Below are 24,759 nucleotides of genomic sequence, written 5' to 3' on the forward strand. Positions count from 1 at the left end.
GTACCCGATCTCGAGGACCGGTCAAGTGGTCGGAGGCGGGCGGTCCTCCCGCCGTCCCTGACACGGGACCGACGGATCGTGCGCTGCCGACAGGCACACCATACACACACCCTCCGGCGCACCGGCTCACGGCCCGGGGCCCGTCCGGCGCCCTGCGGAGGGCGGCGGTCCCGCCGTCGCCGAGGCGCGCACGGCGACCCCGAGCAGGGGCGCCGACCCTGTCACGACGACCGTCACGACGAGCCCGTCGACGTCGCAGGAGGAGAGCTCGACCGTGTTCGCCCGAGCCAGCGACGCTGCCACGGAACACGGCCCGCCGCCGCCCGTGACCAGCCCGGCGGCGGCGTCCGCGGCGGCCAGGGCGGAGGCGTCCGCGGCGCCCGCCACCCTGCTGCGCTCAGCGAGCGCCTGCGTCCCCGCGAGGGCCGCCGCGGCCAGGACCGCGACCACGACGACGGCCGAGACCGAGAAGACGGAGGCGCTGCCCGCGTCGTCGTCATCGGTCCGGCCGGCCACGGCCGTCCCCTCTCTCCCCCTCGTCTCTTCTCGCCGCCTCATCCGCCGGCGGCCGGCGCGCAGCTGCGGGCCCGCAGGGTGACGACGCCGGACAGGGGCCCGAGGGAGACTGCCCTGGCCACCGTGAGGCAGACGATCGTGCCCTCGATGGACGCGCTGCTCTCGGCACCCGGCGCCAGCGCGGCCAGCGTCGCCGAGACGGAGTCGACGTCTCCCCTCGCCGTCTGCCGGGCGGCCACCGCGGCGGCGTCGGCCAGCCGGACGGACTGTGCTGAGGCCCCGACCGCCCCGACGGCCAGCGCGACGACCGCGAGGACGGCGGGAAGGACGACCGCGAACTCGGCCGTGACGCTCCCGGTGTCGCGGAGGACCCTGCTCACCGTGTCTCAGCCGACCGACAAGGCCGAGCGCACGAGGTCGCTCAGGACCCCGCGCACCTCGTCCGACCGCATGATCACGACCAGGAGCCCCGCGAAGCCCACGGCGGCCATGATCACGATCGCGTACTCCGCCGTGGCGGCCCCGTCCTCCGACAGCCACCGCCTCCTGGTCCGGGAGGCGCGGTCGGCCCGCCCGGCAGCGTGGACGGGTACGGGTACGGGGACGGGAACGCGCGGGAAGGTACGGTCGTCGGCGGTGGTCGTGGTCGTGGGGCTCGTGCTCATGTGCTGCTCTCTCTCGTCGGTGGCGACCACGTGTCGTGGTCGGGAGCGAGTCTCCGACGACGGGGCATGCTGCCGCCGACCGCGCCGCGCCTCCTGGGCACGGACGGTCAGAGGACGTCGGCTGTGGAGGAGAGGAGCGCGACGACGAGCGGGACGACCCCCACCACGAGGAACGCCGGCAGCACGCAGGCACCCAGGGGCAGCATCAGGGTCGATCCCAGCCTGGACGCCGCTGAGCGCGCCGCCGTCGTCGCGTCGAGACGGCGCTCCGCGGCCGCCGCGCGCAGCAGCGCGCCCGCCGGGGCTCCCGCTCGCCGCGAGAGCTCCAGGACCGTCTCTCCGCCCCCGTCGTCCTCGGCGCCGGCTGCCGGGCTGTCCCGACAGGCCTCGTCGACGAGGTCGAGCCCGCCCTGCCAGGACCCGCCCCCCGAGACGGCCACGGCGAGGAGCTCGAGGCGGAGGCCCGGCACGGAGGCGCTCGGGACGGCCGAGCGCACCAGCCGACCGTTCCAGGCACGGGCGGCGAGGACGAGAGCCCCTCCCGTCACGAGACAGCCCCAGCCCACCGGGCTGCCGAAGAGCACCGAGGCGGTGTCGAAGTCGAGCCCCAGGGAGAAGAGGAGACCCACCGGGGGGAGGGCGAGGACGATCCGCCCGGTCGAGCGCGGGCCGCTCAGCGCCACCTCCACCTCGCGTCGAGCGGCGTCGGCCTGGCGGAGGGCGGCCACGAAGCTGCCCAGGCACTCGGCCAGCGGAGCCCCGCTCCGCTCGGCCACGTGCCAGGCGCAGGCGACCTGGGCCCACTCGACCGCGTGCCGCTCCCCGTCCCGGGCCGTGCCGAAGGGCCGGTGCTCGAGGGCCTGCCGCAGGGACGCCGACACGAGGATGCCCTCGTCCGCGCAACGGCCGACGTGGGACGCCACGGCACGGACGGGCCCGTCAGGCTCGGCCTCGCCCACGTGCCTCCAGGCGGACGCTGGCGTGACGCCGGCCGAGAGGAGGACGGCGAGTCGATCGACGACGGTCGCCGCGGGGGTGGGCGGAGGTCGACGACGCCCCCGCCCGGTCACCGGCCCCGTCGGCCGCCGGCGTCGGCGCCGACGAGGCCCTCCCGGGCCGTGAGCTCGCCCGACGCCGACGTGCCGAGGCTGCCGATGACGGCCAGCCGCCTCCGTCCGCCTGCCCGGTCGAGGTGGAAGACGGCGTCGAGAGCGCTGACGGCCTGGCGTGCCAGGGCCGTCGGCGCGAGACCGGCGACCGCCCCGAGCGCCTCGAGACGTGCGGGGACGTCTGCGAGGCCGTTCGCGTGCAGGGTCCCGGCCCCGCCGTCGTGTCCGGTGTTCAGCGCCGACAGGAGGTCGCGGACCTCGACTCCACGGACCTCCCCCACGACGAGGCGGTCGGGACGCATGCGGAGCGCTTCCCGCAGCAGCCGCGCGAGGTCGACGCCACCCACCCCCTCGAGGTTCGGCTGGCGGGCCTCGAGCGAGACCACGTGGGGATGGACGACGCGGAGCTCGGCCACGTCCTCGACGGTGACGATGCGGTCGCCCGGCGACGCCGCCGACAGCATGGCCGCCAGGAACGTGGTCTTGCCGGTGCCTCCCGCGCCCGTCACGAGCACGTTGGCTCGTCGGTCCACGCACGACCGGACGACGCCCTCGTCGGCGTCGGCGAAGAAGCCGGCCCGGCTCAGGTCGTCGAGCGTCGGGGGCACGGCCCGGGGGAAGCGGATGGACAACGCCGTGCCGGATGTCGAGATCGGCGGCAGGACGACGTGCACGCGCACGCCGCCCGGGAGCCGTACGTCGACGCACGGGCTCGCTTCGTCGACGTGGCGCCCTCCCCGGGCGACGAGCCGCACGGCGAGGTCGCGCACGGCCGCCTCGGAGAGGTGGACGCGCGGCTCGGGGCGTGCGCCGCCTCCCCGGTCGACCCACGTGCCCGCCCCGCCCGTGACGAAGACGTCCGTCACGCCGGGGTCGTCCAGGAGGGGAGCGAGCGCTCCCAGCCACGACCTGTCGACCCGAGGGCTGTGTACCCCGTTCGCGACTTGTGTACCCCATCTCGCGGCGGCACCCGGCGGGGCCGCCGCGACGAAGCGCCCGGGCTCCGAGGCGAGGGCGACGAACGGGTGGTCGGGGGTGAGGCCCGGGGTGGGGGCGGGAGGCGCTCCGGTCATGTCCGGACGCTAGCTGCCCGGCACGATCAAGACAGACAGGGCTGTGCATCCTGGGGAAGAAGACCAGGCGGCACGCGCTGGGGAGGAATCACCCGGGTGATCGTCGGACGATCCACCGGGAAAAAAGAGGGGCGGCACCAGTTGGGGGGAACTGGTGCCGCCACGGCAGCGCTGGATCGGGGGGAATCGCTCGCGCTGCACACCGGGGTTGAATCCGGACGAGTCCACTGTACCCCACGGAGGCGGACGGGTGCCAGCATCGCGCCCGTGTCCGGTCCGGGCGCTTCGCTCTCCGGCCAGGCCCCTGGCCCGGGCGGCGGCGCGGCCCGGAGTAGTCTCGCTCGGGGCGCGAGGCGCCCGCATCCGCAACGACGCGAGAGGACGACGATGGTCGACCGCCAGGACTCCCCCACCAGCCCCGCCACGGACGAGGAGGTGCTGCAGTCCCCGTCCGCGGCCGCCTTCCCCCCGTCGCCCGACTTCGCCGCGCGGGCCGTGGCCGGAGCTGAGCTCGTCGAGTCGGCCGCCGCCGACCGGCTGCTCTTCTGGGGCGACCAGGCGCGTCGGCGACTGTCCTGGGACGTCGAGCCGACGGAGACCCTCGACTGGTCGGGAGCGCCCGTGGCCCGCTGGTTCGCCGACGGTCGCCTCAACGTCGCGTACAACTGCCTCGACCGGCACGTCGAGGCCGGGCACGGCGACCGCGTCGCGCTCCACTGGGAGGGCGAGCCGGGCGACAGCAGGTCGGTCACCTACGCCGAGCTCACCTCCGAGGTGAGCAGGGCCGCGAACGTCCTCGCCTCGATGGGCGTCGCGGCCGGCGACCGCGTCGTCATCTACCTGCCCCAGGTCCCGGAGGCGGTGGTCGCCATGCTCGCCGTGGCCCGGCTCGGCGCGGTCCACAGCGTGGTCTTCGGCGGCTTCAGCGCCGAGAGCCTCCGAGCCCGCATCGACGACGCGCAGGCCGTGCTCGTCATCACCGCGGACGGCGGGTGGCGGAAGGGCTCCGTGGCCCCCCTCAAGCCCGCCGTCGACGCCGCGCTCGCCGTCGGGGGCGAGTCCAGCGTCCGGGACGTGCTCGTCGTCCGCCGCGGCGGGAACGACGTCGGGTGGGTCGACGGGCGTGACCGGTGGTGGCACGAGGCACTCGAGGGCGTCTCCGACCATCACGAGCCCGAGTCCTTCGAGGCGGAGCACCCCCTGTTCATCCTGTACACGAGCGGGACCACCGGAAAGCCCAAGGGCATCCTCCACACCTCCGGCGGCTACCTGACGCAGGTCGCGACCACCCACGCGACGGTCTTCGACCTCCGTCCGGAGACCGACGTGTGGTGGTGCACCGCGGACGTGGGCTGGATCACGGGCCACAGCTACGTCGTCTACGGGCCGCTCGCGAACGGCGCCACCCAGGTGCTCTACGAGGGCACGCCCGACTCCCCCGCGCCGGGCCGGTGGTGGGACATCGTCGAGAAGTACGGCGTCTCGCTCTTCTACACGGCCCCCACCGCGATCCGCGGCTTCATGAAGGCCGGCCGCGAGATCCCCCAGGCACGTGACCTGTCGTCCCTGCGCCTGCTCGGGTCGGTGGGGGAGCCGATCAACCCGGAGGCGTGGCTCTGGTACCAGGAGGTCATCGGCGCGGGCAGGACGCCGATCGTCGACACCTGGTGGCAGACGGAGACGGGGGCGATCATGATCTCCCCCCTGCCCGGGCTCACGTCGACCAAGCCGGGTGCGGCGCAGACGCCGCTGCCGGGGATCACGGTGGACGTCGTCGACGACCACGGCACCTCCGTGGCCGACGGGGAGAGCGGCCTGCTCGTCGTCGCCGAGCCCTGGCCGTCGATGCTCCGGGGCATCTGGGGCGACCCTGAGCGCTACGCGGAGACGTACTGGAGCCGCTTCGGCGACCGCTACTTCGCCGGCGACGGCGCACGCCTCGACGAGGACGGCGACATCTGGCTGCTCGGCCGCGTGGACGACGTCATGAACGTGTCCGGCCACAGGCTCTCGACGGCGGAGATCGAGTCGGCGCTCGTCTCGCACCCCATCGTCGCCGAGTCGGCCGTCGTGGGCGCGGCGGACGAGACCACCGGCCAGGCCGTCGTGGCCTTCGTCGTGCTGCGCAACAAGAAGAAGAAGAGCCTCACCCCCGAGGAGGCGGCGGTCGCCCTGAAGGCGCACGTCGCGCAGCAGATCGGCGCGATAGCCCGGCCCCGCTCGATCGTGCTCGTGGACGAGCTGCCCAAGACGCGCTCCGGCAAGATCATGCGGCGCCTCCTCCGCGACGTCGCCGAGGGACGCGAGGTCGGCGACACGACCACCCTGGCCGACTCGGCCGTCATGACGGTGATCTCGGCGGAGATGCGCTGACGGACGAGGCCCCGAGACGCGACGCCGGCCCCGCGCTCGTCCCGGGGCCTCGGGCCCGGCGTCGATCAGGCGGTCGGCACGACCTCGAGCAGGAGCTCCACCTCGACCGGGGAGTCGAGGGGCAGGACGGCGACGCCGACGGCGCTCCGCGCGTGGACGCCGACCTCGCCGAAGATCTCGCCCAGCAGCTCGGACGCCCCGTTGAGCACGCCCGGCTGACCGGAGAACGCCGGGTCGGACGAGACGAACCCGGTGACCTTCACGACCCGCACCACGTCGTCGAGCGAGCCGAGCACGGAGGCGGCGGCGGCGAGTGCGTTGAGGACGCAGGTCGCGGCGAGCTCGCGGGCGAGCGCGGGGGCGACGAGCCCCGGACCGTCGCCCACCTTGCCGACCGCGGGCAGCGCGCCGTCGACGAAGGGCAGCTGCCCCGCCGTGTACACCGACGTCCCGACCCGGACGGCCGGCACGTAGACGCCCGCGGGGGCCGCCACCGTGGGGAGGGCGAGGCCCAGCTCCGCGAGGCGGTCGTCGACGCGGGCCACTACGCCTCCTGCTTCTGGCGCTTCAGCCAGGCGACGGGGCCGCCCTCAGGGCCCTGGGTCACCTGGACCAGTTCCCAGCCGTCGCTCCCCCAGTTGTTCAGGATCGCGGTGCTGTTGTGCACCATGAGCGGCGTGGTCATGTACTCCCAAAGGACCATTTGTGGTTCCTGTCAGCTCGGATGTCAGCGGTGTCACTTACCCTGATCTTATGTCTGCCCAAAAATCGAAGCCCACGTCCGTCATCGGGGCGCTCTTCGGGTTCGTCGGCTTCAGCGTCCTGGCCGGCCTCCTGGTGACCATCGGGGTGACCCCCGCCATCGCGGTCGCCGGCATGACTGCCTCCAGCACGATCGGGGTCTTCGAGTCGATCCCCGAGTACATCGAGATCGGCAAGCTCCAGCAGCGGAACACGCTCTACGCCAAGCAGGGCGGGCAGGACGTCCCCTTCGCGACGCTCTACAGCGAGAACCGCGTCGAGCTCAAGTGGGACCAGGTCTCGCAGACCCTGAAGGACGCTGTCGTGGCCGGTGAGGACCGACGCTTCTACGAGCACGGCGGCGTCGACGTCACCTCCCTCGTGCGTGCGGGCGTCGGGTCGCTGGGCGGCGGCGAGCTCGGAGCGAGCGGCGGCGGCTCGACCCTGACTATGCAGCTGGTCCGCAACATCCGGATCGCGCAGTCGCAGCTCATCGCCGACCCCGACGAGAAAGAAGCGGCCTACAAGGACGCGATCAAGACCACCATCGATCGCAAGCTCGAGGAGATGAAGTTCGCGATCGGCCTCGAGAAGAAGTACACGAAGGACGAGATCCTCCTCGCGTACCTCAACATCGCCTACTTCGGCGACCAGACCTACGGCGTGCAGGCCGCCGCGCAGCACTACTACAACAAGAACGCCAGCGACCTCTCGACCCAAGAGGCCGCGAGCCTCATCGCGATCGTCCAATACCCGGACACGCGGAACCTGTCGACCCCTGAGAAGTACGAGGGCAACAAGGCGCGTCGCGACGTGATCTTGAAGTCGATGTACGCCGAGGGCTTCATCGACAAGGAGACCGAGGAGGTGTCGCTGGCGACCGACGTCGCCAGCTACGTCGTCCTCACGGCGCCGACACAGGGCTGCGCAGCCGTGACGGCCACGGGCGCCCAGTACTTCTGCGACTTCGTGAAGAAGAACATCAAGAACCTGGCCGTCCTGGGCGCGTCCGCCGAAGAGCGTCTCGCGACGTGGAACACCGGCGGGCTCAACGTTTACACGACGCTGAACCTCGACATGACCTCGAACGCGAAGATCGAGCTCGACAAGTGGGCCCCGGCGACGGAGACGCGCCTCAAGCTCGGCAGCGTGGTGAACAGCGTGGAGGCCGGCACCGGCCGCGTGATCGTCATGGCGCAGAACACCACCTTCTCCGAGGTCGACGCGGGCGACCGCACCCAGACCTCCGTCAACTACAGCACCGACCGTGACTACGGCGGTTCGAGCGGGTTCCAGCCCGGCTCGACCTACAAGCCCTTCACCCTGATCGACTGGATCGAGCAGGGCCACGGGATCACCGAGTCGGTGAACGCGTCGCCGCGCACCTTCTACCTGACCGCCGACGGGCAGCGGCAGGGCGGCTGGGCCCCCAAGAACGACGCCGGCGAGCGACCCGGTCTCATGTCGGTCACGACAGCCACCGCCCAGTCGGTCAACACCGCCTACGCGGCCATGGCGTCGAAGCTCGACCTCAACGACATCCGCGGCGTCGCCCAGAAGCTCGGCGTGCACCGCGCCGACGGCGGCGAGCTCAGCGCCTACTCGTCGTCGATCCTCGGCACCGCGGACGAGATCGCGCCCCTGACAATGGCGACTGCCTATGCTGCGATCGCCGCAGGCGGCAAGTACTGCGCCCCGATCGTCGTGGACAACATCGTGGACGACGAGGGCAACGCCCTCGGCGGCCAGCCGCAGGACTGCAACCAGGCTGTCGGGCCCGAGGTGGCAGCTGCCGCCGCGCAGGCGATGTCCGGTCTCTGGACGAACGGCACCGGACGAGGCGGGCTCCCGGCCGACGGCTTCCCCGAGATCGGCAAGACGGGCACGACCGACGCGAAGGACCAGATCTGGATCATCGGGGCCACCACGAAGCTCGCGACGGCGGTCTGGCAGGGCAACGCCGACGGCGCCAAGGTGAGCCTCCGCCAGGTGGGCTCCCCGATCATGGGCGGGACCTACGCGAACACCCGCACCTCTCTGTTCAAGGCCGTGCAGACCATCAACAACACGGTCTACCCGGGCACGCCCTTCCCGCGTCCGAACTCCTCGGTCCTCCGAGGCTCTGGCGTGTCCGTCCCCAACGTGACGGGGAGCAGTGTCGAGGCTGCCAAGACGATACTGAAGGGCCTGTCGCTGGTCTACGCGGACGGCGGCACCCAGGCGTCGGCTCTGCCCGCCGGTCAGGTCGTCGGGACGTATCCCGGCCCCGGCGCGGTCATCCCCAAGGGCGAGACGGTGCAGGTCTACACCAGCGACGGCTCGGGAGCGGCCCAGATCCCGGACGTGACCGGCCAATCGATCGGGAACGCGACGAAGGCCCTGACACGGGCGGGCTTCGCAGGCGACAAGGTGTCCGTCACGGCCTTCACCGCAGGCGACGGCAAGAACCAGTGTCGTGTGGCGGCTACCGATCCTGCGGCGGCGACCACCGTCGCGAAGGACTCGGCCGTGGGCCTGACGCTGTACGGCAACGCCCAGGGCGCCGACCCGGGCAACTGCAAGTGACGCCGCTCCCCCTCGGCAGGGCGACGGCCGCGACCGCACTGGCGGGCGCGGCCGTCGGCCTGGGTGCCCTCGCCTGGGGCAGCCTCGTCGAGCGCAACCGGTTCACGGTGCGGCACGAGGTGCTGCCCGTGCTCGAGGCAGGGTCCCGTCCGCTGACGATCCTGCACCTGAGCGATCTGCACCTGGCTCCCTGGCAGACCGAGAAGCAGGAGTGGGTCCGCGGGCTCTCCGTCTACGAGCCCGACCTCATCCTCAACACGGGCGACAACATCGGGCACGTCGACGCTCACGCGGCGCTCGAACACACCCTGGAGCCGTTCCGGGGGGTGGCCGGCGTCTTCGTCAACGGGTCCAACGACTACTACGGGCCTGTCGCCAAGAACCCGTTCGCGTACTTCGGCGGGCCCAGCGGCATCACCCGGACGCCGACACCGCTCGACATCGGCCGGATGGAGTCGTTCTTCGCCGACCTCGGCTGGCTCGACCTCAACAACGCAGCCCGGGCGATGGAGATCCGGGGGTCGCGCCTCGAGCTGTTCGGCGTGAACGACGCCCACCGGGGCTGGGACCGCCTCGACCGCCTCCCCGGGGCACTGGACGACCTGCGCGAGAACGTCCGCTGGCACGACGACCGTCGCGGGCCTGACCCCATCAGCATCGGGGTCACCCACGCGCCGTATCAGCGCGTGCTCAACTCGTTCGTCAACAACGGGGCCGACGTCATCTTCGGGGGCCACACGCACGGCGGCCAGGTGCGGGTGCCCGGCTACGGGGCGCTCGTGACGAACTGCGACGTGCCACGGAGCAAGGTCAGCGGCCTCAGCACATGGAGCCATGCCAGGAAGACGGCACACCTCGAGATCTCGGCCGGGCTCGGCACCTCGATCTACGCGCCCGTCCGCTTCGACTGCCGGCCTGAGGCCGTCGTGGTGACGCTGACGGCCTGACCGAGCTCACTCGGCCGGGTGGTGCGAGCAGGTCGAAAGATCCGCTATCCTTGTCAGGTTGCTCCACTCGGCCCGTGGGCCGAGCGACACCTCGGGGTGTGGCGCAGCTTGGTAGCGCGCCTCGTTCGGGACGAGGAGGTCGTGGGTTCGAATCCCGCTACCCCGACGAGAAGAGAAAAGGCCAGACCCTTCGGGTCTGGCCTTTTCTCGTGTGCTTGCTGGTGGCGCGGTCCCCACCCGCCCCGCCCCTGCTCGAGGGAGGGTCATTCGGGTCGAGGGCGGGTCCACACGGACCCGTCCTCGACCCGGTTGACCCGCCCTCGGCTGAGATCACGCCCCGCGATCGTGCTCCCGCGGGCGTCGACGCACCACCGAGCAGAGCTCGGGGCCACGCTCGCCGACCACGGGTCACGATGGCCGCCGGCGGCTCAGCGTCGCCGCTTGCGGGGCGGCGTCGCAGCCGGCGGGTCGGTGTCGCCGACGGCGGGCCACAGTCGCAGCCGGCGGGTCGGCGTCGCCGTCGGCGGGTGGGCGCGGACCCGCTGCGGGCTACGGGAACCCGCCGACTCACCGAGGGCGCGCGGGATCACGTGCTTGGAGACGCCCTGAGGGGTCAGGCGAGGCGGCCGTCGCTCTCGGCGAGGTAGCAGGCGCCGCAGAGCGACTCGTACGTGACCTCTCGGCCGTCGATGGCGACCTGGTCACCGTCGAAGACGAAGCGGTCGCCGACCTTGCGCGCGTTGAAGACCGCCTTGCGGCCGCACCGACAGATGGTCTTGAGCTCCTCGAGCGAGTGCGCCACCTCCAGGAGTCGGCGACTGCCCGGGAACGCGATCGTCCGGAAGTCGGTCCTGATGCCGTACGCGAGGACGGGGACGCCCTCGAGCACTGCGATGCGCAACAGGTCGTCCACCTGGACCGGAGTGAGGAACTGCACCTCGTCGACGAGCAGGCACGACAGGTCGGTCCCCGTCTCAGCCCGGACGCGCTCCCGCGAACGGCAGAACACCTCCCGCACGTCGTCGTCGGGAGCGAACGTCACGTCCACGGGCCGGGTGACGCCCAGCCGGGAGACGATCGCGTCGTCGCCCTTGGTGTCGACCCGCGGCTTGGCCAGCAGGACGCGCTGACCGCGTTCCTCGTAGTTGTACGCGGCCTGGAGCAACGCCGTGCTCTTGCCGCTGTTCATCGCGCCGTAGCGGAAGTACAGCTTCGCCACTACTGCAGGTAGCCGTCCTCCGCCGCGCGACGGATCAGCTCGGACTTCTTGCTCGCGGGCCTGTTGGCCTTCGCGTACTTTTCGCGGACCCGACGGAGGTAGGTCTTCGCCGTCTCGTACTGCACGTTCATCTGGGCGGCGACCTCGTTGGTGCTGAAGCCGGACACGTAGAGACGGAACGCCTCCGACTCGCCCGCGCTGAGCTTCGGGCGGCTCTGGTTCGCGGCCCCCACCGGCAGCGGGCGCCAGTCGCGCTGAGGCGACGCGTCACGAGCCACGCCCATGACCTGGCGGGCCGCGTCCATCACCTCGCGCATCGGCAGCGCCTTCGAGAGGAACGCCGACGCACCCGCGTCGAGCGCGCGCTCACGCGACTCGCGCGTGTCGAGGCTCGACAGCACGATCACCTTGGCGCCGGCGGCGCGGCACGTGCGGACCCGGGCCTCGATGGAGACCGGCTCCTTCAGCTGGAAGTCGAGGAATACGAGGTCGGTCGGGAAGTTGTCGCTGTGCACGAGCTGCAGCCAGGTGTGCGCCGTGAGGACCAGGTCGAAGTCGTAGGCGTTGACGTTGATCCAGCTCGACAGGCTGTCGAGCAGGACCTCGTGGTCGTCGAGGATGGCGAGGCGGACGCGACGGGTCGCAGGCCCCTCGGAACCGGGCCCGACGGTGCTCCACGACGGGGCAGCGGCTGGCCGGCCGAAGCCCGGACGGAGGGACGAGCGGCCGCTCGGCTCAGTGCTGGTCATAAGAAAACCTTAGTGTCAGGAGGGGCGGGGCGGGATCGACCTGCAGGTCGTCGAAGACGATCCGCACGACGGCGAGGTAGGGCGCGAAACGGTGGCGGACGGCGGACTCGGACGAGGCGGTGGCGACGCTGATGCGGGCCTCGACCCGCTCCTCCTCGGCGTCCAGCCCCTGCTCGAGCTCGATGCGGACGGTGTCGGGCAGCACGGCGTCGCTCTCGCCGAAGGCGACGAGCAGGGCCCGCAGCGACGTGCGGTGCGCGGCCGTCATCCGGCCAGCTGCCCGGCCGACGTCGACGACGACCCCGGACACGCGGGTGGCGGGGTCGGCCAGCACCTGCTCGAGCCAGCTGCGGTCCGCCTCGGCGACCATGGTGCTGCGGAGGTCGGCGCTGATGCGGCGGGCCCGCTCGACATCCGCCTCCGTGACGACGCCCGCGGCGACGACCTCGCCGAAGAACGGCGCGACGTCGCGGTTGAGGATGGTCACCCTGTCCTGCTGCACGCTCCGGGCGACGCTCGAGCGGAACTCGTCCGCGCTCGCCTGACGAGCCGAGGAGGCGCCCGCGATCCATCGCTCCACCAGCGTCGTGAAGGCGGCCGAGAACGACGCCCCGGCGAGCGAGAGCGCCAGCACCGGGGTCACGGCGACCACGACGAACACCAGGACGGGGACGTCGGTGAGGAACGCCTCCCTCTCGACGAGCACGATCGCCGTGAGGACCACGGCCGACGCCAGCCCCGCCGCCACGAGGTCGAGCGCGGGCCGGTACGGTGCGAGGCCCACGAGGAGCAGCCCGACGGCGAGGGAGGCCCAGTCGTCGCGGACCATGGAGTTGTGGCCCGCGGAGGCGACGGCGGCGAGGACGGCGGCGAGGGCACCGAGCGCGACCACGCCCGCGACCGACCACCGGGTGAGCGGTGCCCGGAGCGGACTCGACGCGAGCACCAGGACGACCCCGGCCGCCCCGAGCGCCGCGAGGGCCCCGACGGCAGCAGCGGGCATCACGATCTCGTCGCGCGTGAGGACGGTCGACACCGTCGCGTAGACGACCGCCGCGACCGCGGCGAGCGCCGTGACGGGGCGGGAGCTGAGGGCGCCGAGCGGATCGACCTGCTGCGGGCTGCGGCGGGTCACGGTGCTCCCCCGCCGGCTGTGCGGGACGCCAGGTCGACGGGGCCGGGACCGGCGGCGATCGGGCCGGCCTCCGTCGCCGAACCAGGCGGGACGACCGACTCGGCCGGCGCGACCGGGACGCGGAGCATGACCGACGTGCCGCGGCCGGGCGAGGACCAGATCTGCGCCGAGCCCCCCACGCGCCTCGTCCTGGCCTCGACCGAGTTCTTGAGGCCGAGTCTGTCGGGCGCCGTGGCCGCGGGGTCGAAACCGACCCCGTCGTCGATGACCATCACCGTCAGGTCGACGCCGTCGCCGTACACGACGACCTCGGCACGATCGGTGCCGCTGTGCACGGCGACGTTGGTGAGGCACTGGGCCACGGCGAGGCCCAGGGCGCGGCACACCGCGGGCGCGAGCCGCGTCACGGAGCCGAGGTCTCCCGTGACGCCGACCTCGAGCCCGCCCTCGCGCGCCCGTGCGACGGCGAGGCCCAGCTCGGACGTCGTCCAGTCGCCCGGCCCGGTCGTCGGGGAGGCCGGGGCCGGGGTCCTGGTCTCGTCCACGAGCCACTCCTGGCCGACGAGCACCTCGAGGTCGGTCGCCATCGACGCCGCGGTCGCCGGGTCGAGCGGACCAGGCCCGCCGGCCGTTATGGAGGCGAGGTGGTTCAGCACCGTGTCGTGCAGCAGCGCGGACGCCTGCTGTTCCACGTCGTGGCGGATGGCTTGCTTCTGCTGGTCGAAGGCCGCCCGGTGCAGGCTCGGCTGGGCACGGCCGACCCGTCCCCGTGCGAGCAGGGACGACGTCGCCGTCACGGACACGAGGAGCCACGCGAAGAGGACCGCGACGTCGAGACGCGGCGTCGCGCCGGTCTGCCACGTCGCCAGCTGCGTGACCAGCTCTCCCAGGGCGAAGCCCGCGGTGGCCCAGAGCAGGCTGCCCCGGGAACGCAGCCCGCTGCCGCCGACCATGACGAGGGCGATCTTCGGCAGGGAGAGCGAGAAGGCGTCCGACGCCTGGACCGCCGGGATCTGAGCGAACAGGGTCACGGCGTACCAGTAGAGGCACGCCGAGCCGATGGCGAGGTACGCGAGCACGGCGGTCGTGCTGCGGAACCGCTCGACGACGAAGAGCATGCCGAGCATCGGCAACAACGCCACGAGGGCAGGCCAGAGCAGGTACGACGGCTCGGCGACCTGGTTCACGATCAGCAACAGGCCGGCACTCGCGAGGACGACGCTCGCGATGACGTGGCAGGCACGGGACAGCGCCCGGCCCACGGTCTGCGGGACGAGGTGTGCAGGGAGGCCGAGCAGCATGGCGGCCCCCTCCTGGTCGACGTGTCGGGCAGGACGATCATGCCAGAACGAGGACTCGTGCTGTACCCCGTTATCTAGGGTCACCTCGCGGGACGGGCCGAGCCACCGGGACGGCTGTGCCCCGACCTCGGGGACGGAGGGACGACGAGCGCTGCCGCGGTCAGAAGAGACGTGGCTGAGACGACCGTGCACCGCCCGGCAGCTCGTGGGCTATGAGCGACCGGGGCCGTCCGTCCGCGCCGAAGCCCAGCGTGCCCCTGGCCGTCGCGGCGTCGTCGAGCGCACTCGAACGGGTGGAGCCCGTCGCCGGGTCGGCCGCGCCGTGCTCGAGCCCGTGCTCGGCCAGGAGGGGTCGCATGCGGGCCGCGAGCCACTTGCGGTAGCCGAGGGGCGCGTAGGTGCTCGTCGCGTACATGTCGCGGTACCGCGTGACGAGCTCCGGGTGCTCACGCTCGAGCCAGGCGGACCACCATTCCTTGACGCCGGGCTTGAGGTGGAGGGCCGAGTACAGCAGGCTCGTCGCCCCGGAGGCGCGCACGGCTGCCAGGGCCCGGTGCAGGTGGTCGAGGTCGTCGGTCAGCCACGGCAGGACGGGCATCATGAAGACGGAGCAGCGGAGCCCCGCGTCGGTCGCCGCGCGGACGGTCGCGAGACGCGCGGCCGTGGTCGGCGTGCCCGGCTCGACCGACTGCTGGAGGTCGTCGTCGTGGATCGCGATCGACATCGCGATGTCGACCGGCACGTGCTGGGCCGCCTCGACGAGGAGCGGCAGGTCGCGCCTCAGCAGGGTGCCCTTGGTCAGGATGCTGAACGGGGTGCCCGAGTCGGCCAGGGCCGCGATGATGCCCGGCATGAGCCGGTACTTGCCCTCGGCGCGCTGGTACGGGTCGGTGTTCGTGCCGAGCGCGACGGGGTAGCGCTGCCACGTCGGGCGACGTAGCTCTCGGGACAGCACCTCCGCGACGTTCACCTTGACGACGATCTGCCGGTCGAAGTCGTCGCCGCCGTCGAGGTCGAGGTACTCGTGCGTCGGCCGCGCGAAGCAGTAGACGCAGGCGTGGCTGCAGCCGCGGTAGGGGTTGATCGTCCAGCCGAAGGGCAGGGCGGAGTCGCTGCCCGGCACGCGGTTCAGGGCGCTCTTCGCGAGGATCTCGTGGAACGTCACCCCCGCGAACTCGGGCGTCGTGACCGAGGCGACCAGGTTCGACAGCTTCGCCAGCCCGGGCAGGGCCGACGAGTCGGTCGCCGTCGTCGCCTGTTCGCTCCATCTCATGACGAGAGTCGAACACACGTTCGATCGGACGTCAAGCCGGGAGCGGTCCGCGCCTCCTCAGGTCGGCTCGGCAGGCCGCGGGGCGGATCGAGCCGCTACGCGTGGATGCGCAGGGCCTCGGCGGTCGCCCCGAGCGTCGCGGCGGCGCGCGCCTCGTCGTCGGCGAGCTGGTCGCCGTAGGTCGGCACCATGCGGCGGAGCGTCGGGGTCCACCCGGCGATCCGGTCGGGGAAGCAGCGCTCGAGCACCGACAGCATGATCGGGACGGCGGTGGAGGCGCCCGGCGAGGCCCCGAGGAGGCCCGCGATCGTGCCGTCCGCCGCCGAGACCACCTCGGTGCCGAACTGCAGCACGCCGCCCTTCTTCGCGTCCTTCTTGATGACCTGCACGCGCTGGCCCGCCGTGATGCGGTACCAGTCGGCCGGGTCGGCGTCGGGCATGAACTCCCGCAGCGACTCGAACTTGCTGTCGCTGCTCGCCATCAGCTGGCCGACCAGGTACTTGACGAGCGAGAGGTTCGCCAGCCCGGCCCGGATCATCGGGTACAGGTTGTGCGGACGGATCGAGGCGAAGAGGTCGAACCACGAGCCGTTCTTGAGGAACTTCGGGCTGAAGCCGGCGTAGGGCCCGAACATCAGGCTCGCCTGGCCGTCCACGACACGGGTGTCGAGGTGCGGGACCGACATCGGGGGCGACCCGACGGCGGCCTTGCCGTAGACCTTGGCGGCGTGCTTCGCCACGACGGCCGGGTCGTCGGTCCGGAGGAACTCGCCGCTGACCGGGAAGCCGCCGAAGCCCTTGATCTCGTCGATGCCCGACTTCTGCAGCAGGTGCAGCGCGCCTCCCCCGGCGCCGACGAAGACGAACCGGGCGTCGACGCTCGTGGGCGTGCCGCCGACCTGACGGCGCATGGCGACGCGCCACGTGCCGTCGGCGAGCTTCGTCAGACCGGTGACGCGGTGGTCGAGCTCGATGCGCGCCTCGTTCTCCTCGAGGTAAGTCAGCAGGAGGCGCGTGAGGCTGCCGAAGTCGACGTCGGTGCCGGCCTCGATGCGGGTCGCGGCGATCGGCTGGTCCTTGGCACGGCCCAGGATGAGGGACGGGGCCCACGAGCGGATGACGGAGGCATCGGTGCTGAACTCCATGCCGGCGAACAGCGGGTGGCCCTGCAGCGCCTCGTGCCGCTTGCGCAGGTACTCGACGTTGGCCTCGCCCCAGACGAAGCTCATGTGCGGCGTCGAGTTGATGAAGGCGGACGGCTCGGGGAGGGCGCCCTCGGCGACGAGGAACGACCAGAACTGACGTGAGACCTGGAACTGCTCGTTGACCTTGACGGCGCTGCTCGTGTCGATCGTGCCGTCGGCGCGCTCGGGCGTGTAGTTGAGCTCGCAGAGGGCGGAGTGGCCGGTGCCCGCGTTGTTCCAGGGGTTGCTCGACTCCTGGGCGACGTCGCCGAGCGCCTCGTAGACCTGGATCGTCCAGGTGGGCTCGAGCTGCTTGATCATGGCGCCCAACGTGGCGCTCATGACGCCGGCCCCGATGAGGGCGACGTCGACGGGCTTCGTTGCCTTCGATGCTTCGGTCACGAGGTGCAGTCTAGGCGCGGCGTCTGGGTACGGACCGGCCCCCGGCTCGACGACGAGCTCACGGAGGGGGCCGACGGGCAGCCCCGGCTCAGAGCCCGAGTGTCGTCAGCTCGGCGTCCATCCGCCGGGCCATCTCCGCGTAGCCTTCGTCGTTCGGGTGCAGACCGTCCGCGGCCATCCACTCGGGGTGCCCCTCGAGCCACCGGGAGGCGCCCGGCACCCAGTCCGCGCCGACCTCGTCGGCCGCGTCGTGGACCCACCCCGTGATGACGTCGACGCTCGCCGGTCGATCGTCGGTGTACCAGAACGGCTCGACGACGACGAGGCGCGCATCGGGCAGGGCGGACGCGATGCGGTCGAGGTCGTCGCCGATCTGGGCGCGGATCTCGTCGGCGCGGGCGTCGTACGAGAAATTGTCGTTCAGCCCCATCGTGACGAACACGATGTCCGGGTCGACGTCGATGACGAGGCCGGGCAGGTCGCCGCCCTCGAACGACGTGCGGTGGTTGACGAAGCCGAGCCCGTTGACGCTGGGGTTGTACTCGCGCCAGCCGCGCTCCTCGCTGACGATCGTCGACCAGCGGTGCGACGCATCGGACGCCCCCGTGCCGAGGGTGTACGAGTCGCCGTAGAAGGCCACGACCGGGCCGTCGCCCTCCGGGATCGCCGACGAGGCGGCCGGGCCGTCGGTGACGGCCCCGGCGCAGCCCGTCAGGACTGCGGCGGCAGCGGCGAGCAGGGCGACGAGGCCGGGCACGAGACGGGTCATGCCCGGTCTTCGGAGCGACGGAGGTGCGGGTTCGGTGGCGGGACCTACGCCGTCGCGAGACGGCGCGCCGCGACGATCTCGGCGATCTGCACGGCGTTCAGGGCCGCGCCCTTGCGGAGGTTGTCGTTGCTGATGAAGAGGGCGATGCCGCGGTTGCCGGGCACGCCCTCGTCCTGACGGACGCGACCGACGAACGACGGGTCCTTGCCGGCGGCCTCGAGGGGCGTGGGCACGTCGGTGAGGACGACCCCCGGCGCGTCCGCGAGGAGCTCACGGGCGCGAGCGGCGGTGAGCTCGGTCGCGAACTCGGCGTTGATCGACAGGGAGTGCCCGGTGAAGACCGGCACGCGCACGCAGGTGCCGCTGACGAGCAGGTCGGGACGCTCGAGGATCTTGCGGCTCTCGTTGCGGAGCTTCTTCTCCTCGTCGGTCTCGTCGAGGCCGTCGTCGACGATCGAGCCGGCGAGCGGGATGACGTCGAAGGCGATGGGGCGCACGTAGACCGCCGGCTGAGGCATCTGCACCGCGCCTCCGTCGTGGACGAGGCCCGCGGCGTCGCCCTCGAGGGCCGCACGTGCCTGGCCGAGCAGCTCGTCGGCGCCCGCGAGGCCACTGCCGCTGACGGCCTGGTACGTGCTGACGATCAGTCGCTCGAGCGTCGCCTCGGCGTCGAGGACCTTGAGCACCGGCATCGCGGCCATGGTGGTGCAGTTCGGGTTGGCGACGATGCCCTTGACGGCCTGGTCGATCGCGTGGGGGTTGACCTCGCTGACGACGAGAGGCACCTCAGGGTCCATCCGCCAGGCGCTCGAGTTGTCGATGACGAGCACGCCGGCCTCGGCGAAGCGGGGGGCGTGCGCCCGGCTGCCGGTGGCGCCGGCCGAGAAGAGCGCGATGTCGAGCCCTCTCGGGTCGGCCGTCTCGACGTCCTCGACGACGACGTCGACGCCGCGGAACGGCAGGGTCGTCCCTGCCGAGCGCGCCGTGGCGAAGAAGCGGATCTCGGCGATCGGGAACTCGCGCTCGGCGAGCAGCTTCCGCATGACCTTGCCGACCTGGCCGGTGGCTCCGACCACGCCGACGCGCAGACCTTCAGACATCTCGTGCTCCTGGGGGTGGTGAGGGTGGGGGGATGGTGACCGGGGAGGATCGTCGCGGGCGGTCCGGTCAGCGACCGGTGCCGCCCCAGACGACGGCCTCGACGTCGGCGTCGAGCTCGAAGGCCGTGTGCACGACGCGGAGGGCCTCGGCGAGCGTGTCGGCGCGCGTCACGACCGAGATGCGGATCTCGCTCGTCGAGATCATCTCGATGTTGATGCCGGCCTCGAACAGGGCCGTGAAGAGGCGCGCCGAGACGCCGGCGTTGGTGCGCATGCCGGCGCCGACGAGGGCGAGCTTGCCTATCTGGTCGTCGTACTGCAGCGACTCGAAGCCGATCTCGGCCCGGTCGGACTCGAGCGCGTTCAGCACGACCGAGCCCTCGGACTTCGGCAGCGTGAACGAGATGTCGGTGCGGCTGGTCGACGCGGCCGAGACGTTCTGCACGATCATGTCGATGTTCGCGCTCGTCTTGGCGACCGTGCGGAAGATCTGTGCGGCCTTGCCGGGGACGTCGGGGACGCCGACGACGGTGACCTTCGCCTCGCTCAGGTCGCCCGCGACACCGCTGATGATGGGCTCTTCCACGTTCTCTCCCTCTTTCGGGTTGACGACCAAGGTGCCCTCGCCGTTGTGGAACGACGAGCGGACGTGCAGGGTGACGCCGTGGCGTCGGGCGTACTCGACGGCGCGGATGTAGAGCACCTTCGAGCCCGCGGCGGCGAGCTCGAGCATCTCCTCGCTCGTGATGCGGTCGAGCTTGCGGGCGCGGGGCACGACGCGGGGGTCGGCCGTGAAGATGCCGTCGACGTCGGTGTAGATCTCGCAGACGTCGGCGTCGAGCGCGGCGGCGAGCGCCACGGCCGTGGTGTCGGAGCCGCCCCGCCCGAGCGTCGTGATGTCTCCCGTGCTGCGGTTGAAGCCCTGGAACCCCGCGACGATGGCGACCGACCCGGCGTCCAGCGCCTCCCGGATGCGCCCCGGCGTGACGTCGACGATGCGCGCCTTGCCGTGCTGGGCGTCCGTGATCATGCCCGCCTGGCTGCCCGTGTACGACCGGGCCTCGACGCCCTGGCTGCGGATCGCCATGGCGAGCAGCGCCATGCTGATGCGCTCGCCCGCGGTGAGGAGCATGTCGAGCTCGCGGCCGCCGGGCATCGGCGTCACCTCGGCGGCGAGGTCGAGCAGCTCGTCGGTCGTGTCGCCCATGGCGCTGACCGCGACGACGACGTCGTTCCCGGCCTTGCGCGTCTCGACGATGCGCTTCGCGACGCGCTTGATGCTCTCGGCGTCGGCGACGGAGGACCCGCCGAATTTCTGCACGATCAAGCTCACGGTGGCGGCTCCAGGAGGTGGGTGGCAGGAGGAGGCGGGCGCGGTCGGGCTGGCGGCGCCTGCGTCCGATGATTCTAGGAGGTGCCCGGCCCGTGTGACGACCGGTCGCGACGGCCCTGTGGACGGCCGCCTCCTCGCCCCTGGCCGGCCGGGCCGACTGCTCTCGCGACCTCTAGCGTGGGGGCATGACCGACGCCGTCGCGGATGCCCGCGGATCCGCCAGCCGCCTCCAGGACAGCCGTGCCCTCCGCACCCTCGCGCGGGTGGGGTTCGCCGTGAACGGGCTGCTCCACGTCCTGATCGGCGGCATCGCCCTCGGCGTCGCGGCGGGCGGCGGCGGCGAGGCCGACCAGGGCGGCGCGCTCGGCCAGCTCGCCTCGCGGCCCGGCGGCGCCGCCGTGCTGTGGGTCGTCGTCGTGGGCCTGTGGGCCCTCGGCCTGTTCCAGGTGCTCGAGGCGGCTCTCGTGCGGGGCACGGACAAGGAGGCGTGGGCCGAGCGGGCGAAGGAGGGCGGCAAGGGCGTCGCCTACCTCGCCGTCGGCGCCACCGCGTTCACCTTCGCCCGGGGCGGGTCGTCGGACAGCTCGGACCAGACGCAGAGCCTCAGCTCGCGCCTCATCGCGACGCCCGGCGGAGTCGTGCTGCTCGTCGTCCTCGGGCTGGCCGTCGTCGCGATCGGCGTCTACTTCGTCGCCAAGGGCCTCCGGCAGGAGTTCCGTGAGGACCTGGTCGTGCCGTCGGGGACCGCCGGTCGCGTGACCGTCGCGCTCGGCGTCGTCGGCTACGTCGCCAAGGGCGTCGCGATCGCCGTCGTCGGCGTGCTCTTCGCGGTCGCGGCCCTCACAGCCGACCCCGAGGAGGCCAGCGGGCTGGACGGCGCCCTCAAGGCTCTCGCGGGCCTGCCAGCTGGCGTCGTGGTGCTGTCGGTCGTGGCGATCGGACTGATCGCCTTCGGCCTCTACAGCGTCGTCCGTGCCCGTCGCGCGCGGCTCTGAGCCGCCCGCCCTGGAGCGGTCCGGCCCTGAGCCGCTCGACCCTGAGCCGCTCGACCCTGAGCCGCTCGACCCTGAGTCACTGGTCTACTCGGAGACGAGCCGCCGCCCCTCGAACGCGCGCCCGAGGGTGACCTCGTCGGCGTACTCGAGGTCGCCGCCGACCGGCAGCCCGGAGGCGAGACGCGTGACGCGCAGCCCGAACGGCGCGAGCATCCGGGACAGGTAGGTCGCCGTGGCCTCGCCCTCGAGGTTGGGGTCGGTCGCGATGATGACCTCCTGCACCGTGTCGTCGGCGAGGCGCTGGACGAGCTGCCGGATGCGCAGGTCGTCCGGCCCCACGCCGTCGATGGGGCTGATGGCCCCGCCGAGCACGTGGTAGAGCCCGCGGAACTCGCGGGTCCGTTCGATCGCCTGGACGTCCTTCGCCTCCTCGACCACGCAGATGGTGGCCGGTGAGCGCCGCGGGTCGCGGCAGATGGAGCAGCGCTCCTGCTCGGTGACGTTGCCGCAGACCTCGCAGAACCGCACCTTGGTGCGGACGTCCACCAGCAGCTCCGACAGCCGCGTCGTGTCGTACGTCTCGGTCTGCAGGATGTGGAAGGCGATCCGCTGCGCCGACTTCGGCCCGATGCCCGGGAGGCGGCCGAACTCGTCGATCAGCTCTTGGACGATGCCCTCGTACACGGACTACTCGCTTCTCTGAGGCGTGACGCGGGGAGCGATCGTCTCTTCTTCGATGAACTGGGCGCCGAGGATCTCGCGGACGACGGCCTCGCCGTAGCGCGACCCGGCCGGGATGCCCCGCCGGGGGTCGCCCGCGGCGGCGCGGCGCTGGCTCGCACTCGGGCCCTGCGCCGGTGAGGGTGCCGAGGCAGGTGCTGCGGCAGCGGTCGACGGCGTCGCCGGTGCGGCCGGGGCCGCGTCGGAGGGCGGTGGCGTCGCGTCGACCGTGGGGGCACCGCCGGGCGGCTCCTCCGTGATGAACTCGGGTTCGTCGGGCTCGGGCGGGGGCGTCTGCGGGATCGTCGCGACGTCCCAGCCGGTGACGGGGCCGGACGTCGGCCGCGCCTCGGGCTGCGCAGGCCGCGATGCCGGGCGCGACTCCCGGGGGGCCGAGGCAGCCGCGGTGGAGGCCGAGGCAGGTGCCGGAGCCGAGGCGGGTGCCGACGCTGCCTGCGACTCGGGAGCAGGAGAAGACGAGGCCGCCCTCTCGTCCGGGACGACCGGCGCCGGCTCGTCGCGCGCCGTGGCCGGCTCGGTCGGAGCCACGGCGGCGGCGGCCGCCGGGGTCGGGCCGTCGGCCGGGCCCTCCACTCGGGCGATGTACTTGACCCGGACGCCGAGCACCTGCTGGATCGCGCGGCGGAGGTACTCGCTGACGCCCTCGCCGGAGCCCTGGGGCTTCTTGAACTCGTCGACGTCGTGCGAGCTGGGGAACGCCAGGGTCAGCACCTCGTCGGCATAGCCCTGCACGCTCGCGGTGACGACGACCATCCACGCGGTGCGACGCGCCTTCTCGACGGCCTCGACGATCTCGGGCCAGGCGTCACGCATCTGCTGCAGCGACACCGGGCCGACAGGAGAGGCGGAGCCGTCGGGACCCGCACCGGCACCGGGCGGGACGGCCCCCTCGACCGCAGGCGTCTGCGTCCAGGCGGCCGAGTGCGCAGCCGTGGGCGTCGCCGGCTCGGTCGCGGCCGACTCGGCGGCAGCCGGACCGTCGGAAGCGGCGGGACCGTCGGAGGCGGCCGGGGACACGTCAGGGCCAGGAGCCGCGGGCGTGCTCGGCATGTCGGGGGCGACGGCGCCCCAGGCCGCCGAGGCCGCGGCGGGGTCCGACGACGTCGCCGCCGGGCCGGCGGCCGCCGTCTGCGAGACGGACGACGGGCCGCCGGCCTGCTGACCGGCGGCACCTGCTCCTCGGGCCGGGGCAGCCGACGCGGCCACGGCCGCCTGTACGGGACGTGCGGGGTGGGCGGCGTCGCCTGCGGCGCCGTCGACGCCGACGCGGCGCTCGAGCCGCTCGACGCGGGCCAGCGCGCCCCGCGTCGTCTCGTCGGCCTCGGGCACGAGCACCCGGGCGATCATCAGCTCGAGGTGGAGGCGCGGCGACGTGGCGCCCGTCATGTCGGTGAGGGCCCGGTTGACGACGTCGGCCGAGCGCGAGAGCTCGGCGGCTCCGAACGCGTGCGACTGCTGCACGAGCCGGTCGAGCTCTTCCGGCGTGACGCCGCGCAGGACGGCGGAGGCGCCCTCGACGGTCGCGCCGACCACGATGAGGTCCCGGAGCCGCTCGAGCAGGTCCTCGACGAAGCGCCTCGGGTCCTGGCCCGTCTGGACGACCCGGTCGACGGCCGCGAAGGCGGCCGCGCCGTCGCGCTGCCCGAGGGCGACCACGACGTCGTCGAGGAGGGCTGCGTGCGTGTAGCCGAGCAGGGCGACGGCGCGCTCGTACTCGATGCCGCCGCTCTCGCTGCCGGCCATGAGCTGGTCGAGCAACGACAGGGTGTCGCGCACCGACCCGCCGCCGGCCCGGACCACGAGGGGCAGGACGCCGGGGGCGGCTGCGACGCCCTCGCTCTCGGCGAGCTGCTGCACGTACTCGAGCATCTGCGCGGGCGGGACCAGCCGGAACGGGTAGTGGTGGGTACGCGACCGGATCGTGCCGATCACCTTGTCGGGCTCGGTCGTGGCGAAGATGAACTTGACGTGCTCCGGCGGCTCTTCGACGACCTTCAGCAGCGCGTTGAAGCCCTGCGGCGTGACCATGTGGGCCTCGTCGAGGATGAAGATCTTGAACCGGTCGCGCGCCGGGGCGAACACGGCGCGGTCGCGGATGTCGCGCGCGTCGTCGACGCCGTTGTGGCTGGCGGCGTCGATCTCGATGACGTCGAGCGAGCCGCCCCCGTCGCGGGCGAGCTCGACGCACGAGTCGCAGACGCCGCACGGCGTGTCGGTGGGGCCCTGGGCGCAGTTGAGGCAGCGCGCCAGGATGCGGGCCGACGTCGTCTTGCCGCAGCCCCGGGGGCCGCTGAACAGATAGGCGTGGTTGACGCGGTCGGCGCGCAGCGCCGTGCGGAGCGGATCGGTCACCTGCGACTGTCCGATCAGCTCGGCGAAGTTCTCTGGCCGGTAACGGCGATACAGGGCTGTGACCACGGGACAAGAGTAGTCGGGGCCACCGACGTCCGCGCCGGGCAGGGGGCGACGCGACCCCTCATCGGGGGTGGGTGCGACCTCTGGCGCAACCCGCGCCTCCTTGGTATCTTCGACCCACCGGACGAGCCTCACCAGCTCGTGCCGAACCGTC

Annotated in this window: 22 protein-coding genes and 1 tRNA gene; 5 read left to right on the forward strand and 18 right to left on the reverse strand. The window is 72.6% G+C overall.

Translation table 11 applies throughout. The annotated features are described in order from the left end of the window. Nucleotides 1-126 precede the first annotated feature (126 nt). From EDF20_RS04700 to EDF20_RS04720, 5 genes are all read right to left on the reverse strand, one after another. Nucleotides 127-516 carry an Rv3654c family TadE-like protein gene (locus EDF20_RS04700; RefSeq protein WP_233568976.1) on the reverse strand — a complete coding sequence of 130 codons (390 nt, stop codon included), beginning with the start codon at nucleotides 514-516 and terminating at the stop codon, nucleotides 127-129. A 38-nt stretch (nucleotides 517-554) separates the two neighbouring features. Continuing rightward, nucleotides 555-896 carry a TadE family type IV pilus minor pilin gene (locus EDF20_RS04705; protein ID WP_123546642.1) on the reverse strand — a complete coding sequence of 114 codons (342 nt, stop codon included), beginning with the start codon at nucleotides 894-896 and terminating at the stop codon, nucleotides 555-557. Nucleotides 897-902: 6 nt separating this feature from the next. Further along, entirely contained in the window at nucleotides 903-1,181 is a 279-nt protein-coding gene (locus EDF20_RS16130; protein WP_133737845.1) for a DUF4244 domain-containing protein, read from the reverse strand. Between the two features lie 107 nt (nucleotides 1,182-1,288). Next, nucleotides 1,289-2,251 (reverse strand): type II secretion system F family protein, encoded by a 963-nt coding sequence (locus tag EDF20_RS04715; RefSeq protein ID WP_133737846.1) that lies wholly within the window; start codon nucleotides 2,249-2,251, stop codon nucleotides 1,289-1,291. Further along, nucleotides 2,248-3,363, reverse strand: a complete 1,116-nt coding sequence (locus tag EDF20_RS04720) for a TadA family conjugal transfer-associated ATPase (protein WP_123546644.1) — start codon at nucleotides 3,361-3,363, stop codon at nucleotides 2,248-2,250. The genes EDF20_RS04715 and EDF20_RS04720 overlap by 4 nt, the downstream gene beginning before the upstream one ends. A 387-nt stretch (nucleotides 3,364-3,750) precedes the next feature. Here EDF20_RS04720 and acs point away from each other — a divergent pair, with 387 nt between their 5' ends. Beyond that, a complete protein-coding gene (gene acs / locus EDF20_RS04725) occupies nucleotides 3,751-5,736 on the forward strand; it encodes an acetate--CoA ligase (protein WP_133737847.1) in 1,986 nt (661 codons plus the stop codon). Nucleotides 5,737-5,801: 65 nt separating this feature from the next. Here the strand turns inward: acs and EDF20_RS04730 are convergent, their stop codons facing one another. Together EDF20_RS04730 and EDF20_RS15585 are read right to left on the reverse strand one after the other, a co-directional pair. After that, complete coding sequence (locus tag EDF20_RS04730) at nucleotides 5,802-6,281, reverse strand: RidA family protein (RefSeq protein WP_133737848.1); 480 nt, start codon at nucleotides 6,279-6,281, stop codon at nucleotides 5,802-5,804. Further along, nucleotides 6,281-6,439 carry a hypothetical protein gene (locus tag EDF20_RS15585; protein ID WP_166644750.1) on the reverse strand — a complete coding sequence of 53 codons (159 nt, stop codon included), beginning with the start codon at nucleotides 6,437-6,439 and terminating at the stop codon, nucleotides 6,281-6,283. Before EDF20_RS15585 ends, EDF20_RS04730 begins: the two co-directional genes overlap by 1 nt. Before the next feature lie 50 nt (nucleotides 6,440-6,489). Here EDF20_RS15585 and EDF20_RS04735 point away from each other — a divergent pair, with 50 nt between their 5' ends. The 3 genes from EDF20_RS04735 to EDF20_RS04745 all read left to right on the forward strand — a co-directional run bounded on the left by EDF20_RS04735 (nucleotide 6,490) and on the right by EDF20_RS04745 (nucleotide 10,155). Then, nucleotides 6,490-9,042 (forward strand): transglycosylase domain-containing protein, encoded by a 2,553-nt coding sequence (locus EDF20_RS04735; RefSeq protein ID WP_133737849.1) that lies wholly within the window; start codon nucleotides 6,490-6,492, stop codon nucleotides 9,040-9,042. Continuing rightward, on the forward strand, nucleotides 9,039-9,989 hold the full coding sequence (locus EDF20_RS04740; RefSeq protein WP_133737850.1) for a metallophosphoesterase: 951 nt from the start codon (nucleotides 9,039-9,041) through the stop codon (nucleotides 9,987-9,989). Before EDF20_RS04735 ends, EDF20_RS04740 begins: the two co-directional genes overlap by 4 nt. Before the next feature lie 92 nt (nucleotides 9,990-10,081). Beyond that, nucleotides 10,082-10,155, forward strand: a tRNA-Pro gene (locus EDF20_RS04745). A gap of 447 nt (nucleotides 10,156-10,602) precedes the next feature. Here the strand turns inward: EDF20_RS04745 and EDF20_RS04750 are convergent. The 9 genes from EDF20_RS04750 to EDF20_RS04790 all read right to left on the reverse strand — a co-directional run bounded on the left by EDF20_RS04750 (nucleotide 10,603) and on the right by EDF20_RS04790 (nucleotide 20,454). Continuing rightward, the gene (locus EDF20_RS04750; RefSeq protein WP_123546649.1) at nucleotides 10,603-11,208 is read right to left on the reverse strand and encodes a thymidine kinase; all 606 of its coding nucleotides are present in this window, start codon (nucleotides 11,206-11,208) and stop codon (nucleotides 10,603-10,605) included. After that, the gene (locus EDF20_RS04755) at nucleotides 11,208-11,957 is read right to left on the reverse strand and encodes a response regulator (RefSeq protein WP_123546650.1); all 750 of its coding nucleotides are present in this window, start codon (nucleotides 11,955-11,957) and stop codon (nucleotides 11,208-11,210) included. The genes EDF20_RS04750 and EDF20_RS04755 overlap by 1 nt, the downstream gene beginning before the upstream one ends. After that, complete coding sequence (locus EDF20_RS04760; RefSeq protein ID WP_133737851.1) at nucleotides 11,944-13,092, reverse strand: hypothetical protein; 1,149 nt, start codon at nucleotides 13,090-13,092, stop codon at nucleotides 11,944-11,946. The genes EDF20_RS04755 and EDF20_RS04760 overlap by 14 nt, the downstream gene beginning before the upstream one ends. Then, on the reverse strand, nucleotides 13,089-14,393 hold the full coding sequence (locus EDF20_RS04765; RefSeq protein ID WP_133737852.1) for an ATP-binding protein: 1,305 nt from the start codon (nucleotides 14,391-14,393) through the stop codon (nucleotides 13,089-13,091). The genes EDF20_RS04760 and EDF20_RS04765 overlap by 4 nt, the downstream gene beginning before the upstream one ends. A 160-nt stretch (nucleotides 14,394-14,553) precedes the next feature. Beyond that, nucleotides 14,554-15,666: an Rv2578c family radical SAM protein gene (locus tag EDF20_RS04770; RefSeq protein ID WP_133737853.1), complete on the reverse strand. Its 1,113-nt coding sequence runs from the start codon at nucleotides 15,664-15,666 to the stop codon at nucleotides 14,554-14,556. Nucleotides 15,667-15,761: 95 nt separating this feature from the next. After that, the gene (locus EDF20_RS04775; protein ID WP_123546654.1) at nucleotides 15,762-17,252 is read right to left on the reverse strand and encodes a malate:quinone oxidoreductase; all 1,491 of its coding nucleotides are present in this window, start codon (nucleotides 17,250-17,252) and stop codon (nucleotides 15,762-15,764) included. An 88-nt stretch (nucleotides 17,253-17,340) separates the two neighbouring features. Further along, a complete protein-coding gene (locus EDF20_RS04780; protein WP_123546655.1) occupies nucleotides 17,341-18,021 on the reverse strand; it encodes an SGNH/GDSL hydrolase family protein in 681 nt (226 codons plus the stop codon). Nucleotides 18,022-18,065: 44 nt separating this feature from the next. Continuing rightward, nucleotides 18,066-19,121 (reverse strand): aspartate-semialdehyde dehydrogenase, encoded by a 1,056-nt coding sequence (locus EDF20_RS04785; RefSeq protein ID WP_123546656.1) that lies wholly within the window; start codon nucleotides 19,119-19,121, stop codon nucleotides 18,066-18,068. 67 nt (nucleotides 19,122-19,188) lie between these two features. Further along, complete coding sequence (locus EDF20_RS04790) at nucleotides 19,189-20,454, reverse strand: aspartate kinase (protein WP_123546657.1); 1,266 nt, start codon at nucleotides 20,452-20,454, stop codon at nucleotides 19,189-19,191. Between the two features lie 185 nt (nucleotides 20,455-20,639). On the opposite strand from EDF20_RS04790, the gene EDF20_RS04795 reads away from it, so the two are divergent. After that, entirely contained in the window at nucleotides 20,640-21,449 is an 810-nt protein-coding gene (locus EDF20_RS04795) for a DUF1206 domain-containing protein (RefSeq protein WP_123546658.1), read from the forward strand. A gap of 84 nt (nucleotides 21,450-21,533) precedes the next feature. Here the strand turns inward: EDF20_RS04795 and recR are convergent, their stop codons facing one another. Together recR and EDF20_RS04805 are read right to left on the reverse strand one after the other, a co-directional pair. Beyond that, nucleotides 21,534-22,133, reverse strand: coding sequence for a recombination mediator RecR (gene recR / locus EDF20_RS04800; RefSeq protein ID WP_133737854.1), 600 nt, complete (start codon nucleotides 22,131-22,133; stop codon nucleotides 21,534-21,536). 3 nt (nucleotides 22,134-22,136) lie between these two features. Further along, the gene (locus EDF20_RS04805; RefSeq protein ID WP_133737855.1) at nucleotides 22,137-24,608 is read right to left on the reverse strand and encodes a DNA polymerase III subunit gamma and tau; all 2,472 of its coding nucleotides are present in this window, start codon (nucleotides 24,606-24,608) and stop codon (nucleotides 22,137-22,139) included. Between the last annotated feature and the right edge of the window lie 151 nt (nucleotides 24,609-24,759).

The sequence above is a fragment of the Frigoribacterium sp. PhB116 genome, assembly GCF_004364285.1.
Taxonomy (GTDB): Bacteria; Actinomycetota; Actinomycetes; order Actinomycetales; family Microbacteriaceae; genus Frigoribacterium.